The organism is Pseudogemmobacter sp. TB195 (assembly GCF_058313095.1).
In genome coordinates this window covers 33,603-51,441 of record NZ_JBZEGG010000034.1, presented here as the reverse complement: position 1 = coordinate 51,441, position 17,839 = coordinate 33,603, and the positions used below count along the sequence as shown (strand labels likewise).

The following is a 17,839-nucleotide window of genomic DNA, read 5'->3' as shown; positions in this document are numbered from 1 at the left end:
GACATCTGATAGCAAACGATTTGGTCAAAAGTCTTCTGCAATCCTGACAAGAGAGGGGCCGTCCACATCTGCAACCTTTACGCCCAGACTAAAAGCCAAGACGCGATGCGTCAGGTCTTTCGTGACGTGCTGGAAGAGGATGAGGAACTGATCGATACCGCAGGCAACCTAGCGCCCGCATCCAGCACCTTCCCCGACTACTCTGCGCCGATCATTCGCCGCAGCGAGGGACGAAACTGGACACTGACCACGGCTCGATGGGGTATGCCGACGCCTCCCGTATACCTTACGGCCAGGCGCACAGACCCCAGCGTCACGACATCCAAAATCTCAGCTCGCCGCATTGGCGCAGATGGCTCGGGGTCGAACACCGTTGTCTCATTCCCTTCACCAGCTTCTCCGAACTTGATGCCCGACCCGGCGCGCCTCGTAACCACCCGGTCTGGTTTGCCCTTGGCCAGGATCGACCACTCGCCTTCTTTGCCGGGATACGCACCGAATGGACCTCGGTCAGAAAGCTGAAGGAGGGCGAGGTGACCGCTGAGCTTTTTGGCTTTTTGGCTTCCTGACCTGCGAGCCAAATGATGCAGTGCGCCCGGTACATCCCAAAGCGATGCCTGTGATCCTAACAGGTCGCTGAAATAGTCGCTCCGCCGGGAAGTTTTCCTGTTCCGGCCGCCAAGAGCCTAGCGCTTGTAGCTGTTTTGGTGGTCGCGTAGGCCCTGCCGAGTTCCATGCTCAGGCGGCGATCAGCCTTGGGAGCCGGGCGAGATTGTTGGCGGCCATGGTGAGGATAAAGCGGGATCGCACCTTTTCGAGGCCACGGTAGACGGTCTGTGCCATGCCGCCGATGGTCTTGGCCCAGCCCAAGGCCTCTTCGATCCGTTTGCGGTGACGCTGGGATTTGGCGTAGCCGTCGTGCCTGGTAGTGCGCCCGTCGATCGCGGAATGCCTTGATCTTTGCGCGACATGGGGCGTGACGCAGGCCGCGCGCAGGTCGGTGACAAAGCCTGCGGCATCGAAGCCGCGGTCGGCGCCGAGCGTCAGCCTTCGGGTCGATCCCGGGGAATGACGGTGGATCATGTCGAGCGCCGCGCGCCGCTCGGCCCTACCATCGGCGCGAGTGAGGTCGCCCTGCACGATCAGGCCGGAGCGGTTCTCCATCAGCGCATGCCCGATGAAGCACAGCATCGCCCCAGTTCCGGGCGATTTCTTGTAAAGCCGGGCGTCCGGATCGGTGACCGAACAATGGGTGGCATTCGTCCGTCTCTGGCCCCGGAAATCGACCTCGGCATTGCGGCTGTGGCGGGCTGGGCGGGGCATAGGATCGGTCTCAGTGGTGGTCGACACGGTGGGATCGATGGCGACATCTGGCCCGGACGGATCGCCTGGATCATCATCGGGCGAGGCCCCGTCTGCCCGGGGCTGGACGCTCTTCATCGACGCCCAGGCCTTCACCAGCGTGCCATCGACCGAGAAATGATCTTCCGACAGCAGCGGCGCCACGTCGCGATGGGCCAAGATCGCGGCCATCACTGCACGCGACATCTCGGTCATCAGCAACCGATCGCGGTTCTTGGTGAAGACCGTGGGCACCCAGACCGGGTCATCCACGCCAAGGCCGACGAACCAGCGAAACAGAAGGTTGTAATTCATCTGCTCCATCAGCTGGCGCTCGGAGCGAACGGAATAAAGGATCTGCAGCAGACTCGCCCGGATCAGCCGCTCCGGCGGGATCGAGGGACGACCGAAGCCGATGTAATAAAGCGCATCGAACGCGGCATCGAGGCTGGCCAGCGCCTCGTTGACCACCCGCCGTATCTTCCGAAGTGAGTGGCCCGCAGGAATCCGGGCTTCAAGGTCGACATAGCTGAACAGCGATCCGCTCGCCTCGTCCGTTCCACGCATCTTCACCACCCCGCCTAACTGCTCGGGGTGAATCATGTTCTGCGCCGCAGGTCGAGCACTGACTATTTCAGCGACCTGCTAACCAGCCCAGACGAATGGCGCTGCTGGCTGACTGCGGACACACAAGAGGCCCTGAAACTCCAGCGACCGTTGCCCGATGGGCAGCTTCAGATCGTAGCGGAGGGCATCGGTGCTGACCCTGCATGACCGGCCATAGGCCGGAAATGATGAACCGCTTCAACTTCTGAGGGCGCGCGTCCATGAAGTCGAAGGACGAGGGCGAAGCTGCTTCGCTCTATTCCAGACCGCAAGATTAGCGGGATCGGTTTTCTGGATCGTACTGATGTATGACCCTGATCTGCCAGTGCCAGGATCGCAACCAGGCGGTGTCTGGCGAGACCACAGGCCTGATACTGATCCAGGAGGGCAGGGGGAGCAACGCCGCCGAAACCCGCTGGAAATGTGATCCGCGGCCGTCACCTCCGGACTCGACTCGTCATCGTTGGCCCCAATAAGAACAATAGGGGAGTAATCGGAATCTACGATGTGAGTTGGAATCGCGAGGCGGCTGCTTTCCATCTGGTTCCTCAGCCGATGGGGTTCTGCGCGCTCGCGCAACTGGTGCGCGATGCCCGCAATCACGGGGTCGAGGTGCGGCCAGTCTCGGTAAATGACTCGATCTGGGATTGCATGATCGAGCGCCGGGCCGATGGCTCATACGCTCTTCGGCTCGGCTTCCGGCAGGTGAAGGGAATGTGCGAGGAGGACGCCATTTGGATCAAGTCTGCGCGCGGTAACGGTTATCACCGCCGAAGCCGTGCAGAAACGAAATTGCACTGCGTCAAACCCCTGGGTCAACGCCTCATGGCGCGGGACTTCGAACGCCAGGTTGCGGAGTTCCAGGTCCGTGTTGCCGTGCTGAACGGCTACACCGCGCTCGGCATCCCAGTCACGAAGGTCGCAGGATAGGTCTGTCCGGGATATGGCGCAGTCCGGCCTTTAGCCGACTTGTGCAGCAGAGCGGGATCAGTGACCGTCAGAACGGAGCACTCGCAACCGGCCGCGCGCATCTGGCGACAAAGCCTGTCGCCGCTGGCGGAGGTGTTCTCGAACGTGCCCAGACTACCCATCTCCATCGGAGCCGTTCATCGGTCAACTCAGGGTTGACGCGCCATCCGTTTGGTAGCGTAGCAGATTGATCAGATTTGCTGCGACGACATCCGGTGGATCGCCGTCATTTCTATACCAGACGTAGGTCCAGGCAAGCATCCCGAGAAGCGCGAGGCGCCAATAGCTGCGATTCACGTCCTGGGCCAAGGGCAGAGTATCGACGATATCACTGAAAATATTTTCGAAACGGCGGCGGTCGGCAAGCAGCCTTTCCCGCAGTTTGGTGGCCCGTCGGCGCGGGAATTCGGTGATGATCAGGCTCGCTTCCGTCGCGCTGGTCAGCATGGTCGCAAGATAGCCTTCCGAGGCCTGCCGCAACAGGGTCCAGGGATCGCCGCTGGAATCCATGCGGCGAAGGACGCCCGTACAGATATGGTTGATCGCCCGTTCATGCACGGCGGCAAACATCTCTTCCTTAGAGGCGAAGTGATAATAGAGCGATCCCGGCAGAATGCCGCATTCGGCTGCGATATCACGCATCGTTGTGGCATCGTAACCCTGTTTCGCAAACTGGACAGAGGCCGCTTCAATCACGTGTTCGCGGCGACTGGTGGAAGCTTGTTTTGCAGTGCGCGCCATTGTTTACCCAAACGTTTGATCGGGATAGGTATATGCGCTTCCCGCCCGATCTTCAATCCATACTGCCTTTTTGACGAGCTCGCGCGGCGCGGGGCCTGTCATGAAGTCAGCACCTCCCTGGTGATGATGATCGGCAAATGGCCATCGGGAAGAAAATTCGCCTCGTCGGAGCGGGTGATCTCATAGGCCTCGGTTGAGGCGCCGTCGCGCATCGCCTGGGTGGATTCGAACCAGGTTATAGCCAGGCCGTCAAAACGTGGCTGTCTTCCGCCAGTATATTCGCTGGCTGCGGTGTGGTTCTGCTCATAGCGTTGGATCGAGGGGATCCGCGCGCCGATCGGACCATGAACTTCGCGCCAGTAATGTCGGAAAGGGTCGATATCCATGCCCGGCCGGCGGTTGACGAACTCGATGTTTTTTACGCCGTCTTTGCTGATTGGTTCATCTTTTACTCTGTATGTATCAACCTCGAAGATCAGGCTCGCATGGTGATCAATGACCGGTAGTCTCCGGCGTGAGATAACACCGTATTCATCGGACCTCAGAAACGCTGCGCAGGCCTCGGCGGTATCGAAGCTGAACTCCTCGACAGCGTCGAATAGCAACTCGCCACGCAGATAGCCGCGCGCAAGTGTGTGGCTCTGCACGTAACGACCAGGGGTCGGGGGGTCTATGCCGCGCAGATGCTTGAGGGCGTCGTGGAAGTCCTGCAGAGGATCACCCTGATGGCGCTTCAGCAGATGTACAAGTTTGCGTGTCATTGATTTCCCATGGTCTCGGGGCCGAAGAGGTCTTTTTGCTGCCGGGCGCGGTGACGCAGCCACCAGCCGAATTGCTGCGGCCAGCGAGCCCAGCCGGGGTTGCCTTCCAATTCCAGCGCGCAGAGAACCGGCCAGTTCGGGTTGAACAGCGCCTCGCGGGCGACGGCCACAAAATCGGCCTTGCCGCCGGCAATGATCTCTTCCGCCAGAAGCGGGTCGCGGATCAGCCCTACTGCCACCACCGGCAGGCCAGCTTCGCGGCGGATGGTTTCAGCAAAGGGCAGGTGAAAGCCTGGCTCGCGCTGGAGGAGGTTCTTTTCGCGCGGTAGCTTCATTCCGCCCGAAGAGCAGTCGACAAGGTCGACGCCAATCTCTTTCAGACGGGCTGCGAAAAGTGTCGACTCCGCGAGCGTGGTGCCCGCGTCGATTCCGTCCACCGCAGAGATCCGCACCGAAATCGGCTTGTGCACGGGCCAGACGGCGCGCACTCCGGCGATCACCTCAAGTGGCCAGCGCATCCGTCCGTCGAGATCGCCGCCATAGCCGTCATCACGATGGTTCGACAGTGGCGACAGGAAGGAATGCAGCAGATATCCGTGGGCGCAGTGGATTTCGATGATGTCGAACCCGGCCTTGTCTGCCCTTATCGCCGCCGCTGCAAAATCGCCGGCCACGCGTGCCATATCCTCGGTGGTCATCTGGCGTACATTTCCCCAGCCGCTGTCCCAGGGCTGGTCGCAGACGCTGAGAATGTCCCAAGGGGCATCGCCGCGATCCTCGGCATCTTTGGCCGTGAGCGGCCCCAGCCCCTCCCAGGGGCGCTGGCTCGACCCTTTGAATCCGGCATGGGAAAGCTGAATCCCGGCGCGACAGTCCTGGCGGTGCAGGAACTCCGCAATTCTTGCGAGCGGGGCAATCTGATCATCCTTCCACAGGCCGAGACAGCCATGGGTGATCTTGCCATCGATGCTGACCGATGTGGCTTCGACAAAGACCAGACCGGCTCCGCCAAGTGCGAAGCGCCCGAGATGGACGAGGTGGAAGTCGTCGGCCAGTCCGTCCGTCGCACTGTACATGCACATGGGCGAAACCATGCAACGGTTCCTGAATTCAACCCCGCGAAGGGTGAGGCTGGAAAACAGCGCCGGGCTGTTTGCCTCCTGGACTTGCTGCATGTCGGGGTTCCTTTCTGAGCGTGGAAGCCGGGCGCGGCGGGATAGTGGCTCCGGCATAGCGCCTCACATGAGTCAAACGATAGTTAGAATAGTGTTTACCGTCAACACCGAGACTTCGAATATTTTATGATCTATATTGACATGTAATCGTTCATGTGGGTTTCTTTAACCAAACCTACGTTTGATTGAATAGAAAGAGCCATGGTGACATATGGATCCGAGAGCGATGCGCAAAACAACCCATGCAGTTCCGAACAGTCCGAGCGCCGGAGCCTTTTGGCAGGGGTTCGCGTCCTTGATCTGACCCGACTGCTGCCGGGGGCATTCTGCACCCAGTTTCTCGCGGATCTGGGGGCCGAGATCATCAAGATCGAACAGCCCGGCCTCGGTGATTACTGGCGCTGGTCACCGCCTTCCGTACGGAAGCAAAGCGTGCAGTTTCTGGCGCTGAATCGCGGGAAGAAGAGCATTACTCTCAACCTCAAGGACGCCGATGCGAGAGCGATTTTTCTTGACCTGGTCGCGCAGGCCGATGTCGTCATCGAGGGTTTTCGGCCAGGTGTGATGGATCGCCTTGGACTGTCACCCGCGACCTTGCAGGCAAGAAACCCCCGGCTGGTAATGTGCTCTATGACGGGCTTTGGTCAGACCGGCCCCTGGGCTCAGGTAGCGGCACACGACCTGAACTATCTTGGTATGGCGGGGCTCTTGCACCTTGTGAATGGCCGCGAGGAGAGCCCGCACCCGACTGGCTTGCCTTTGGGCGATGTCGGCGGCGGGGCGTTGATGGCCCTGACCGGCATCCTTGCAGCGCTGAATGATGTCGCGCGAACGGGCAGGGGGCACTATGTCGATGTGTCAGTGATTGACGGGCTCTATTCTTGGATCGGCTTTATGGCGGCGGGGTGGAACGTGCCGGCGAAAGCGAGCGTGGATACGCCCTTTGATGCGCCCTTTAACAAGCCCTTCTATAGCATTTTTGAAACCGCCGACGGGCGCCATATGGTCACCGGTGCCTATGAGGAAAAATTCTGGCGAACCTTGTGCGAGGTATTGGGGCGGCCCGACTGGCTGGATCAGCAATGGGCCGAAGGCGCCGCCGAAGAGAATATGCGCGAAGATATGGCGGCCATTTTCAAGACCAGAACCCAGGCGGAATGGGTCGCGATTTTCAGCGAGAATGAGGCCTGCGTGACCCCGGTCTATACGGCGCGGGAGGCTCTCGCTACCGAACATGCCAAAGCGCGCGGCACGATGATTTCGATAGACGATCCCGGAGAGGGCCGGCTTCGTCACATCGGCAATCCTCTGCGGATTGATGGGGTGACGCCGAACAGCCTGACACCCGCTCCGCTTCTGGGTGCCGATACCGACAGCGTCCTCGGAGCAATTGGCGTCCCGGTCGAAACGCTTGAAGCCCTCAGAACGCGCGGGGCGATCTGAAACAGCGAGCAATGGGCCTGCTGCACTAAATAAAGGGCAGGGGCCGATTTCACAAACGCCAGATCAATATGGAGAAACGTCATGCCACAGCATGATCCGGTGGTCATCGTCTCTGCGGCGCGCACGGCAATGGGGGGCTTTCAGGGCGCTCTGCAATCCGTCACTGCCATCGAACTTGGGTCTGCGGCCATCCGTGCGGCGGTCGCGCGCGCGGGAATTGCCTCCGACCAGGTGCAAGAGGTCCTGATGGGCTGCGTCCTGCCGGCGGGGCTTGGCCAGGCACCGGCGCGACAGGCCGCACTCGGGGCAGGGCTGCCGCAAAGCGCTTGCTGCACCACGATCAGCAAGGTTTGCGGCTCGGGGATGCGCGCGGTGATGGCGGGGCATGATACGCTGATCGCAGGTGCCGCGCAGATCGTCGTTGCCGGAGGCATGGAGAGTATGAGCAACGCGCCTTATCTTCTGGACCGGGCGCGGTCGGGCTATCGGATCGGGCATGGTCGGGTGCTCGATCATATGTTTCTGGACGGGCTGGAGGACGCCTATGAAGCCGGCAGTCCGATGGGCCGTTTCGCTGAAGACAGCGCGGCGCATTTCGGTTTTACGCGTGAAGAGCAGGACGCATATGCTTTGGAGTCCCTGAGCCGCGCCAGAGCCGCGATTGAGAGCGGCGCCTTTCGCAATGAGATCGTGCCACTGGGGGGCGTCGCGGTCGATGAGCAGCCGGGAAAGGCAAAGCCAGAGCGGATTCCGACCCTGAAGCCGGCTTTCCGCGAGGGCGGCACGGTGACGGCAGCAACCTCGGCCTCGATTTCGGATGGTGGCGCGGCCCTGGTGCTGATGCGGGAATCCGAAGCGCTGCGACGCGGCCTTGCGCCTATGGCGCGGATCACCGGCAGCGCCTCCTTTGCCACGGCTCCCGGTTGGTTCACCACCGCGCCGGTCGATGCGATCCGCGCTGTTCTGACGAAAACCGGCTGGACGGCGGACGATGTCGATCTCTTTGAAATCAATGAGGCTTTTGCAGTGGTCGCGATGATCGCCATGCGAGAACTGGATCTGCCGCATGCGCGTGTCAACGTGAATGGCGGCGCCTGCGCCCTGGGTCACCCGATTGGATGTTCCGGCGCACGCATCCTGGTGACCTTGATCCACGCCCTTCAGGCGTGGGGTGGAAGAACTGGGATTGCATCGCTGTGCATCGGTGGTGGCGAAGCGACTGCTGTCGCGGTCGAATTGCTCTGACAGGGCAGCTCAATACGTTTGTGCGCGCGGTGTAGGTGCAGGCCAGGAAATGGCTTGACAGACTCAATTTCAAACTTAATACCAAACAAGGGTTTGGTTGATAAATCGCAGTTGCCTTTGTCCCGTCCGGATCGCAACGCCACAGGAACATCCGACCGGATCCCCGATCTGGCCGTCACGAAAGAGAGGAGTGACGATGAATTTTGCATTGTCGAATGAGCAGGCAGAGCTGATCTCAATGGTCAAAAACTTTGCCGAACAAGAGATCGCCCCCGCTCAGGTGGCCATGGATGAAACCCATGACTTCCCCTACGAAACCTGGCAAAAATGGAGCGATCTGGGGATGGCGGGGATCATGATCCCCGAGGAATATGGTGGCGCAGGGCTGGATGCCCTGACCTATGTTCTCGCCATGGAGGAGGTCGGCACTGTCAGCCAGACTTTTGCCCTGATCTGGCAGGTCCATGTCATGGTTTCCAACATGTACGCCTTGCTTGGTACGCCGCAGCAAAAACAGGACTGGCTGCCCCATTTCGCACGTGGCGAAAAACTTGGCGCGATTGCTCTTACCGAGGCGGGGGCAGGTTCTGATGCCGGCGGGTTGCGCACCCGGGCCGCGCGGGATGGCAATCAGGGCTGGAAGCTGAACGGCAACAAAATTTTCATCTCGAATGCCGGAACCCTCATCAGCGATGGTACTGTTGTCATGGCGGTGACCGGAGAAAAGGAAAATGGCCGCAAGTCGATCTCGTCCTTCATCCTGCCGACCGGCACGCCCGGTTATACGCTTGGCCAGTCCTTTGACAAAATGGCCTGGCACGGTATGGACAACCGCGAGCTTGTTTTTGACGATGTCCGGCTGAGCGATGAACATTTGCTGGGTTCCGAGGGTTCCGGGCTCAAACAAGCGCTTGGGGCGCTGAACCTGGGCCGGATCGTGTTTGGCACGCTTGGTTGCGCGCTGACCCGGGCCTGTCTTGAAGAAAGCCTCAGCTATACGCAAAGCCGAAGGCAATTCGGCGCACCGCTCAGCTCGTTCCAGATGACCCAGGCCAAGCTTGCCGATATGGCTGCCCACGCCGAGGCAATCCGCTGTTTCAGCCGGTCCGTCGCGTGGAAATTCGCGCAGGGACAGGATTGCCATGCTGAGGCGGCGATGCTGAAACTTGTCGGAACCCGTCTCGCAATCCGCGCCGCCGAAGAAGCTTATCAGCTGCATGGCGGGTACGGTTTCATGCATGAGTATCGGGTAAACCGGCTCTACCGCGAGGCACAGATCCTCGCAATCGGTGAGGGCACGAACGAGGTCCAGCAACTCGTCATTGCCCGGTCACTGGGGTGCTGACGATGACCGGAAACACAGTCAACCGCGACCTTGCGGCCCGGATGTTTCGCCTGATGTGCGAGGTGCGTGCTTTTGAACTGACGGCGGCGCGGCGCTATAAAGAGGGCGATCTGCCGGGCTTTATCCATCTGTCGCTGGGCCAGGAGGCCTGTGCCGCCGGTGTCTGCGCTGCGCTGGAGCAGGGCGACTACATTACAAGCACGCATCGCGGTCATGGACATTGTCTTGCGAAAGGGGCCGATGCGCGCCTGATGCTGGCCGAGCTTTTCGCAAGGGCGCCGGGCTATGGCAAGGGGCGCGCAGGGTCCATGCATATCGCCGATGTCTCGGCGGGGGTGCTCGGCGCGAACGGAATCGTTGGGCAGTCGATGGGCCTTGGCATCGGTGCCGCGCTGTCGGTGCAGATCCGTAAACTGCCCAATGTGGTCGTGGCGTTTTTCGGCGAGGGCGCGTCGGGCACCGGCATTGCGCATGAAACGATGAACATGGCGGCGATCTGGAAGCTGCCGGTTATCTTTTTCTGCGAGGCCAACCGGTTTGCCGAACTGTCGCCTTTTGCAACCCATGTTTCTGTTCCTGATGTCGCACAGCGGGCAGCGGGTTATGGCTTTCCCGGCGTGACCATCGACGGCGAGGATGTCGTGGCGGTCTATGAGGCCACTCTTGCCGCAGCCCAACGCGCGCGGCGTGGCGAAGGGCCAACCCTGATCGAGGCAAAGACCTTCCGCTGGCACGGTCACTATGAAGGGGATCCCCAAGTCTACAAGACCGAGGACGAACGCGCCAATGGCCAGAGCTTTGACCCGATCGCCCGGATGCGTGAGCGCGTGCCAGAGCTGGGCGGTCTTACGCTGGCAGAGCTTGATGCAATTGAGGCGGCGGCGAATGCCGAAATCGCCGATGCGGAAGCCTGGGCTGCGGGCCTGCAAAGCCCCGCCCCGGAGACGATGACCCAGGATGTTTATGCGGAGCTGACCGATGGCCAGGATTAAATATTACCAGGCATTGACCCGGGCAATCCGTGAGGAGATGCAGCGCGATGAGAGGGTCTTCCTGATGGGTGAGGATGTCGGCGCGAGCGGCGGAATCTTCGCGCAGACCCGCGGCCTTCATGCCGAATTCGGTGCGGACCGCGTACGCGATACCCCGATTGCTGAAAACGGTTTCGTCTCGGCAGCGGTCGGAGCGGCTATGACCGGGATGCGTCCGATCGTTGAAATCGGGTTCGAGGACTTTCTGACCTGCTGTACTGAGCCACTGGTCAATCAGGCGGCAAAGTTGGGCTATATGCTTGGCGGGCGGGTCAGCATTCCGCTGGTGCTCTATACGTTCGGCGGCGGAGGGGTGAATGCAGGGCCTCAGCATTCGCAGAGCCTGGCGTCCTGGTTTGCGCATGTGCCGGGCCTGAAGGTGGTCACACCCGCGACCCCTGCCGATGTGCTGGGCCTGATGAAAAGTGCGATCCGCGACAACAACCCTGTGCTTTGTCTTCTGAGCAAAAAGCTGATCGGCACCACCGGCGAGGCTCCTGACGGTGAAGAGGCCATCGTGCCGCTTGGTCTGGCCCGCGTCGCTCGCGCCGGCAACGATGTAACGATCGTAGCTGTCGGGCAGATGCTGCAGGTTGCGCTGAAGGCGGCCGACACTCTTGCGGCCAGCGGGATTTCCGCTGAGGTGATCGACCCACGAAGTGTCAGCCCGCTTGATTTCGATGCCATCCACGCATCTGTCGAAAAAACCGGGCGACTGTGCATTGTGCATGAGGGGCACAGCCCCTTCGGTATTGGCGCGGAGATCCTGGCGCGGATTGCCGAGACTTCGCTGCACAGCCTGAAGGCACCGCCGCTGCGCGTAACCCCACCTTTCGCACCCAGCCCCTTTGCACCGGGACTTGAGGCGCTCTATCTGCCGTCCCCTGACCGTGTTCATGCGGCGGTGGAGGGCCTGATGGGGGTTCCCGCATGACATATGACACGATTGTCACCGCGACCCGCGGGGCGAGTCGCTGGATCACCTTATCGCGCCCTGCGGTACTGAATGCGATGAACCGACGCTGCGTCAATGAATGCAGAGAGGCTTTGCAGGAGGCGGATGACGACCCCGCCATCCGAAGCATCGTCTTTACCGGCGCCGGAGATCGGGCCTTCACTGCAGGGGCTGATATTGCCGAGCTGCGGGATTTCGGTCCGCAAGAGGTGCTGCGCTACAATCGCGACTGGCTGGACCTGTTTCGCAGCATTGAGCTTTGTCGAAAGCCGGTGATCGCAGCTGTCAAAGGCTGGGCGACCGGCGGTGGCACTGAACTGTCTCTGGCCTGCGATTTCGTCATCGCGGCCGAGAGCGCCCGCTTTGGCCTCTCCGAGATCAATATCGGCGTCATCCCTGGCGCAGGGGCGGGGGTTCGACTGACGCGCTGGCTTGGCCGGATGCGCAGCAAGGAGCTTCTGATGCTTGGCCGACTTCTGTCGGGACGTGAGGCTGTTGACTGGCAGCTCGCCAATCGCTGCGTGGCCGAGGCCGATCTGGACGCTGAGGTCACCAGCCTGACAGAGGATCTGAACGCCCGAGCGCCGCTCGCACTCGGCGCGGCCAAGATGACCGTCAACATCGGCGCCGAGGCCAGTTTCGACGTGGCGCTGGAATATGAGTTGCAGGAATTTGTCCGACTGTTTTCCAGCGAGGACAAGCAGGAAGGCATGTTGGCTTTCCTCGAAAAACGCAAACCTGAATATAAAGGACGTTAGGCATGAAACTGCGGGTAAAGGTGCCAAAACTTGGCCTGACGATCGAGGAAGTCAGCCTTGCTTCCTGGGAAAAGGCCGCTGGTGATCGCGTCGAATTCGACGAGCTGATCGCAACTGTCGAAGCGGACAAGGCGAACTATGAGATCACCGCCCCCGCCGCCGGCACATTGAAAGAGCTGCTCGTTGCGGTGGGTGACATGGTCGAGGTGGGAGGCGCGCTTGCTGTCATCGAAACCGATTGAACAGCTTCGCGGCCGCTTTTTCGACGATCTGGAGCCGGGACAATGGCTCCAGGGTCCGGGAATGACCGTGACCGAGGCCGCGATCATGGATTTTGCGTCCACCTGGGATCCGCAACCCTTCCATATTGATCGGATCGCCGCAGCGAACAGTCTGTTCGGACAGCTGGTCGGCAGCGGGTTGCACACTTTGCTGCTGAGCTACCGGCTCTATTTCGACTCGGGCCTGTTGCGCAATACGGCGCTGGCGGGCCTCGGAATAGATGAAATCCGCTTTCTCAAGCCGCTTCTTCCTGGCGATACAATCTCTGTTCGGGTTCTCGTGGAGGAAAAAATGATGTCCTCAAGGCCTGGTTCGGGCAAGGTCCGGCTGCGTGTGGAGACGTATAATCAGAGCGATGAGATGATCTTCCAGATGTCAATTCTTGCTCTGGTTGCGCGGGCTGATGATGATAGCTGATGATCGGTTCACCGCTTTGCCGAGAACAGTTTCTGTCCGGGGAACGGACGTCATGTCGCAGGGCCAGCGTGAGTGCAGGAATGAAGGAACAGGAGATGGCATGTCCGGAATGAAATACAGTTTTGCTGACTTGCCGCTGTCTCTGCATGACGCGCTGGATCATTGCGAAGTGGCGTTTGCGACCCGGACTTATGCGATTTGTGACGGGCGCGAGGTGAGCTATGGCGAGCTGGCGGGGTTGTCCCGGCGCTTTGCAGCCGCGCTGACCGGGTTCGGGGCGATCGCCGGAAGCCGCGTTCTGGTTCTTATGCCCGCGTCAGAGGCCTATCTCGGGCTCTGGTTCGCAATCTCGCGGATCGGTGCAACCGAGGCGCCGATTAACCCGGCGTATAAGGGGGTTCTGCTGCGGCAACTGGTCGAAACCGCTGATCCGTCGCTATGTATTGTTGCTGAAGAATACCGGGCGCAGTTCGATGAGGCGGTTGCCGGTCTGATCGCGCCTGACCGGATCTGCAGACCCGAAGATCTGATCGGCGCAGAAGATCTGGCCGTCGTGCCGGTCGCAGTCGGGCCCAGGGATATCGCCTCGATCATTTTCACTTCAGGAACGACTGGCCGGTCCAAGGGCGTGATGCTGAGCCAAAGACATCAGCTGTCCTTCAGCCTTGCCTATGCAGAGATCACGCGCCTCGGACCCGGAGACACCACCTATAACTTCCTGCCCTTCTTCCATATCGCGGCGAAGTTCGTGGCCCTGGGCACCATGCTTGCCGGCGGCAAAATGCTGCTGCGGAATGGGTTCAGCGTGTCGAATTTCTGGCGTGACGTGCGGGAAAACGGGGTGACGGTCTGTTCGGCGGTGGGCGGGCTTTGCCACATGCTCAATAGCCAGCCGCGCCTGGCCGATGATGCAGACAACCCGTTGCGCCTGATCTACGCGGTGCCGGTTCCTTGGGAGTTCAGGGAAGAATTCGAGGCTCGCTTCGGCCTGAATTTTGTCGAGGGGTATGGCGGCACCGAAACCAATCTTGTCGCCTATACCCGTCCGGAAGACCCGACTCCGCGGGGCGCGATCGGGCGTGCCAGCCCACATTTCGAGATCCAGATCCAGCAGGAAGACGGTTTTGCCGCCGGTCCGGGTGAACCGGGTGAAATCTGTGTGCGGCCTCGCTACCCCGGAACAATCCTTACCGGCTATATCGGTATGCCAGCGAAAACACTCGAGGTGCTGGGAGATCTTTGGTTCCATACCGGAGATCGTGGCATGATCGACAGCGAAGGCTATCTTTTCTTTCTTGACCGGATGAAGGATGCCATCCGGCGCCGGGGTGAGAATATATCCTCGTTCGAGGTCGAGCGGATGTTGAATGGGCATTCGCATGTGGCGGAAGTTGCGGTCGTACCGGTGCCTTCCGAGCTGCAGGAAGATGAGGTGAAGGCCTTTGTTGTCCTGAAGGAGCCCGGCTCAATCAGCGAAGAGGAGCTGTTCCGCTACGCTGCCGGGGCGATGCCCTATTTCATGGTTCCACGCTTTATCGAGTTCCGCGATACCTTGCCGCGAACTCCGACGATGAAAGTGCTCAAGACCGAGTTGCGCAATGAGGGCAACGGCCCAGGGTGCTGGGATTGTGAACGCGCCGGATTTCGGATCAGCCGCCGGGGTATCGGCGCACCGACCTGACGAGGGGGCAAGCTGATCCACAGGCGGGTTGGACCAGGACCCTCCTCTTGTTGGGTGATCGCGTCATTGCGGCAAGAGCGCGCCGCGGAACGCCCGTGTTCGGGCATCAGATTGTTTGCGACACCGTTGCTGTTGCGACAAAGGCATTGACACTGATCGGCATCAATAAATAAAACAAACCATCGTTTGGTAGCATTTCGGGAGGAAATGATGACGGACGTAATTGCTGCCGTAACAGGCGCATCCGGGGGGCTCGGTCACGCGATCTCCTCTTCCCTTGCAAAGGCCGGTGCCGCGCTTGTCGTTCTGGATCTTGACGAGGCACGGGCGGAGGCCGCAGCTCGGCGGCTGGCTGATGCTGGTTGCAAAATCAGGCATGTCGCCGCTTTGGATGTCGCTTCATGGGATGCGGTTTCACAGACCTTTGCCCGGATCGGGGAAGAGGTCGGTCAGCTTGACATTCTGGTCAATAACGCCGGCATCCGTGAGATCAAAAGCATCGAGACCCTGCCAGCCGCTGAATGGGATCAGGTTCTCGCGGTCAATCTGAATGGACCCTTCTATTGTACGAAAGGCGCATTGCCCTTGCTTAAGAAAAGGGGCGGCAGCGTCATCAACATTGCCTCCGTTGCCGGCATGATCGGCATTCGGAGTCGTGCCGCCTATTGCGCAAGCAAGCATGGAGTGATCGGGCTCACCAAAACCTTGTCTTATGATCTGGCGGGATACGGCATCCGTGTGAATGCGGTCGCCCCTGGAGCGATTCCGACCCCGATGACCGAGCGTTACTATTCTGACGAGGTCTTTCTTAATGATCTCAACCACGCGGTGGCGCAGGGCAACGCTGGCACACCAGAGGCAATCGGCGATGTCGTGGCATTTCTGTGCTCACCGGCGGCGGCTTTCATCACCGGTGCCGTGCTGCCGGTCGATGGCGGCTTCATCGCCGAGAAAAGCTTTGCGACCAACGCGTCAAAAACCTTTGTCGCGCAGACCTGAGACGGGGAGCGACCTTCATGATCTGACGCATCAAAACGGAAAGGGAGGCCGTTATGCGATTACCCGCCATGACGCAGGAGGGTGTGGTCCTGCTGCTCGGACTGATACTCTTCATCATTTTTTCTATTATTCTTAATGGCTTCCTGACTACTGGAAATCTTTCTGCTCTGCTGAAGAGCGTGTCGATCCTTGGGATCATGAGCCTTGGTATGGCACTCGTGGTGATTGGCCGCGGCGTTGACCTTTCGATGGTGGCCACGCTTGTCACGGGTATGTCAGTCGCGCTTGCCATTTCGGCTGCGGGCTATGGCCTGACCCAAGCATTGCTTTTCGGGCTGCTGTTTGTGGCGCTTGTTGGCGTCGTGATCGGGGTGGTGGTCGCCTATGCCGAGATCCCGGCGGTCTTCACGACACTTGCGATGGGTTCCATTGTATTCGGCGTCGGTCGGGCGTTCTTCTTCAATACCGACGTCCAGAACACGCCCGCAAATATCGCCTGGCTGGAGGCACTGGGTTATGGCTCGCTGTTCGGTATTCCCTGGGTGATACTTGCCTTTGCCGGAACAGCGCTGCTTTTGACCCTGATTTTGCGCGGAACCCTGTTCGGGCGCTTTGTCTATGCGGTAGGAGATAACCCCGAGGCCGCAAAACTGAGCGGAATTCCCGTCCGCCCGGTCATTGTGACGCAGTATGTGCTCGCTGCGGTCATCGCCTTTCTCGCGGCGCTTGTCATGACGGCCTCGAGTTCCAGCATAAATACCCGCATCTACAATTCGACCATGATCTACGATGTGTTGCTGGTCGTGGTGCTGGGTGGCATTGGCCTCAGCGGCGGTAAGGGCGGTGTCCGCAATGTCATGGTCGGCACGCTTATGGTCGGCATTTTGCAAAACGGCATGACGATCATGGATATCGGCTACACGGTGCAGAATCTGATCAAAAGCGTCATTCTGTTGGGGGCGCTGATTGTCGATACAATCATCAATCCTCGCGACGAGCAGACTGCTCAGCAGGGCGATATCTAAAAAACAAACATCTGGGAGGCTAATCATGAACTGGTCACTAAAGGCCTGCCTGACGGTCGCTGCCATGACCCTGTCCACTGCGCCGTTGCTCGCGCAGGACAAGGGTCTCGATAATCCGGGCCGCGAGCCCTATTACGAGGCGCTCAGGGGCAAACGCGTGGTCTTTATCCCGATCGCAATGGGATTTGACCTGACTGAAGCCTGGTATCTGATGATGCAGCGTCAGGCCGAGGCGCTTGGCTACACGCTTGAGGTCCGCGATCCGAACTGGAGTACCGAAGCCGGCATCCGCGCGATGAATTCCGCCATTTCCGATGGCGTCGATCTTATCGTCCTGCACAATCCCGATGTGCAGTCCTACGCGAAACTGGTTGAGCGCGCTCAGCGCGCTGGCATCAAGGTCTTGCAGCTGAACATGGAATCGATGGTCAAATCCGATTCCTATGTCGGCGGCGACTGGATCGCGGTTGGCGAGAAGGGTGGCGAAGAGCTGGCGAAATATTGCGGCAAGGATGGAGCTGGCCCGTCGAACAAGATTGCGATCATTCTGGGCCCGCCCACGGGTGCCAGCACTCTCTATTCGGTGCGTGGCCTCTATAATGTTATTGATCAGCACCCCGAGATCGAGGTCGTGGCGCAGCAATCGGCCAATTACGATCCGGTGAAGACCCGCTCGATTATGGCGACGGTCCTGCAGCAGCACCCCGATCTTTGCGGCTATTGGGGTCCCTGGGACAATTCCGATATCGGCGCGGGCTCCGCTGTGGTCGAGGCAGGCAAACAGGGTCAGGTCATGATCGCGACCTTTGGCGCGGGCAGCAAGACCACCTGCGACAATATCGACAAGGGGTTGCTGACCAAGGTCGTCAATTATGATCTCCCTGCGCAGGGCCCGGTTCTCAACCAGCAGATCGCCGAATTGTTGCAGTCAGCGTTGCCGGCCGGCGACCACAAGGTGACCTATTTCTCGCTGCTCAATGTCGTCGATGCCAGCAACAACACCGGCCGCAATTGCTGGACGATGGACGATCTGCGCTGACCGAAATTCCCTTATCGGAGGAATGC

18 protein-coding genes are annotated in these 17,839 nt (G+C 60.0%); 14 read left to right on the top strand and 4 right to left on the bottom strand.

The features are described 5' to 3' along the window. The first annotated feature begins 257 nt into the window (after window positions 1–257). A complete protein-coding gene (locus AC4FS3_RS25570) occupies window positions 258–569 on the top strand; it encodes a hypothetical protein (protein WP_491022845.1) in 312 nt (103 codons plus the stop codon). 169 nt (window positions 570–738) lie between these two features. Here the strand turns inward: AC4FS3_RS25570 and AC4FS3_RS25565 are convergent, their stop codons facing one another. Further along, window positions 739–1,908: an IS5 family transposase gene (locus tag AC4FS3_RS25565; protein WP_491022844.1), complete on the bottom strand. Its 1,170-nt coding sequence runs from the start codon at window positions 1,906–1,908 to the stop codon at window positions 739–741. Window positions 1,909–2,502: 594 nt separating this feature from the next. Between AC4FS3_RS25565 and AC4FS3_RS25560 the strand changes: the two genes are divergently transcribed. After that, window positions 2,503–2,877: a helix-hairpin-helix domain-containing protein gene (locus AC4FS3_RS25560; protein ID WP_491022847.1), complete on the top strand. Its 375-nt coding sequence runs from the start codon at window positions 2,503–2,505 to the stop codon at window positions 2,875–2,877. A gap of 183 nt (window positions 2,878–3,060) precedes the next feature. On the opposite strand, the gene AC4FS3_RS25555 is transcribed toward AC4FS3_RS25560, so the two are convergent. The 3 genes from AC4FS3_RS25555 to AC4FS3_RS25545 form a co-directional block, all read right to left on the bottom strand. Continuing rightward, window positions 3,061–3,657 (bottom strand): TetR/AcrR family transcriptional regulator, encoded by a 597-nt coding sequence (locus AC4FS3_RS25555; protein ID WP_491022843.1) that lies wholly within the window; start codon window positions 3,655–3,657, stop codon window positions 3,061–3,063. A 98-nt stretch (window positions 3,658–3,755) separates the two neighbouring features. After that, window positions 3,756–4,418 carry an EthD domain-containing protein gene (locus AC4FS3_RS25550; protein ID WP_491022842.1) on the bottom strand — a complete coding sequence of 221 codons (663 nt, stop codon included), beginning with the start codon at window positions 4,416–4,418 and terminating at the stop codon, window positions 3,756–3,758. Beyond that, complete coding sequence (locus tag AC4FS3_RS25545; RefSeq protein WP_491022841.1) at window positions 4,415–5,593, bottom strand: NADH:flavin oxidoreductase/NADH oxidase; 1,179 nt, start codon at window positions 5,591–5,593, stop codon at window positions 4,415–4,417. The genes AC4FS3_RS25550 and AC4FS3_RS25545 overlap by 4 nt, the downstream gene beginning before the upstream one ends. Window positions 5,594–5,794: 201 nt before the next feature. Between AC4FS3_RS25545 and AC4FS3_RS25540 the strand changes: the two genes are divergently transcribed. From AC4FS3_RS25540 to AC4FS3_RS25485, 12 genes are all read left to right on the top strand, one after another. Continuing rightward, window positions 5,795–7,036, top strand: coding sequence for a CaiB/BaiF CoA transferase family protein (locus AC4FS3_RS25540; protein ID WP_491022840.1), 1,242 nt, complete (start codon window positions 5,795–5,797; stop codon window positions 7,034–7,036). Between the two features lie 81 nt (window positions 7,037–7,117). Continuing rightward, window positions 7,118–8,281, top strand: coding sequence for an acetyl-CoA C-acyltransferase (locus AC4FS3_RS25535; RefSeq protein ID WP_491022839.1), 1,164 nt, complete (start codon window positions 7,118–7,120; stop codon window positions 8,279–8,281). 196 nt (window positions 8,282–8,477) lie between these two features. Continuing rightward, window positions 8,478–9,626 carry an acyl-CoA dehydrogenase family protein gene (locus AC4FS3_RS25530; protein WP_491022838.1) on the top strand — a complete coding sequence of 383 codons (1,149 nt, stop codon included), beginning with the start codon at window positions 8,478–8,480 and terminating at the stop codon, window positions 9,624–9,626. 2 nt (window positions 9,627–9,628) lie between these two features. After that, window positions 9,629–10,618, top strand: a complete 990-nt coding sequence (locus AC4FS3_RS25525; protein ID WP_491022837.1) for a thiamine pyrophosphate-dependent dehydrogenase E1 component subunit alpha — start codon at window positions 9,629–9,631, stop codon at window positions 10,616–10,618. Beyond that, window positions 10,605–11,591 carry an alpha-ketoacid dehydrogenase subunit beta gene (locus AC4FS3_RS25520; protein ID WP_491022836.1) on the top strand — a complete coding sequence of 329 codons (987 nt, stop codon included), beginning with the start codon at window positions 10,605–10,607 and terminating at the stop codon, window positions 11,589–11,591. The genes AC4FS3_RS25525 and AC4FS3_RS25520 overlap by 14 nt, the downstream gene beginning before the upstream one ends. Continuing rightward, window positions 11,588–12,370: an enoyl-CoA hydratase/isomerase family protein gene (locus tag AC4FS3_RS25515; RefSeq protein ID WP_491022835.1), complete on the top strand. Its 783-nt coding sequence runs from the start codon at window positions 11,588–11,590 to the stop codon at window positions 12,368–12,370. Before AC4FS3_RS25520 ends, AC4FS3_RS25515 begins: the two co-directional genes overlap by 4 nt. A gap of 2 nt (window positions 12,371–12,372) precedes the next feature. Beyond that, a complete protein-coding gene (locus AC4FS3_RS25510; RefSeq protein WP_491022834.1) occupies window positions 12,373–12,612 on the top strand; it encodes a lipoyl domain-containing protein in 240 nt (79 codons plus the stop codon). Continuing rightward, complete coding sequence (locus tag AC4FS3_RS25505; RefSeq protein WP_491022846.1) at window positions 12,563–13,069, top strand: MaoC/PaaZ C-terminal domain-containing protein; 507 nt, start codon at window positions 12,563–12,565, stop codon at window positions 13,067–13,069. Before AC4FS3_RS25510 ends, AC4FS3_RS25505 begins: the two co-directional genes overlap by 50 nt. A 100-nt stretch (window positions 13,070–13,169) precedes the next feature. Further along, window positions 13,170–14,750: an AMP-binding protein gene (locus AC4FS3_RS25500; protein WP_491022833.1), complete on the top strand. Its 1,581-nt coding sequence runs from the start codon at window positions 13,170–13,172 to the stop codon at window positions 14,748–14,750. A 210-nt stretch (window positions 14,751–14,960) separates the two neighbouring features. Then, complete coding sequence (locus AC4FS3_RS25495; RefSeq protein WP_491022832.1) at window positions 14,961–15,749, top strand: SDR family NAD(P)-dependent oxidoreductase; 789 nt, start codon at window positions 14,961–14,963, stop codon at window positions 15,747–15,749. Window positions 15,750–15,802: 53 nt separating this feature from the next. Next, complete coding sequence (locus tag AC4FS3_RS25490; RefSeq protein ID WP_491022831.1) at window positions 15,803–16,774, top strand: ABC transporter permease; 972 nt, start codon at window positions 15,803–15,805, stop codon at window positions 16,772–16,774. Between the two features lie 25 nt (window positions 16,775–16,799). After that, window positions 16,800–17,813, top strand: a complete 1,014-nt coding sequence (locus AC4FS3_RS25485) for a sugar ABC transporter substrate-binding protein (RefSeq protein WP_491022830.1) — start codon at window positions 16,800–16,802, stop codon at window positions 17,811–17,813. Window positions 17,814–17,839: the final 26 nt, after the last annotated feature.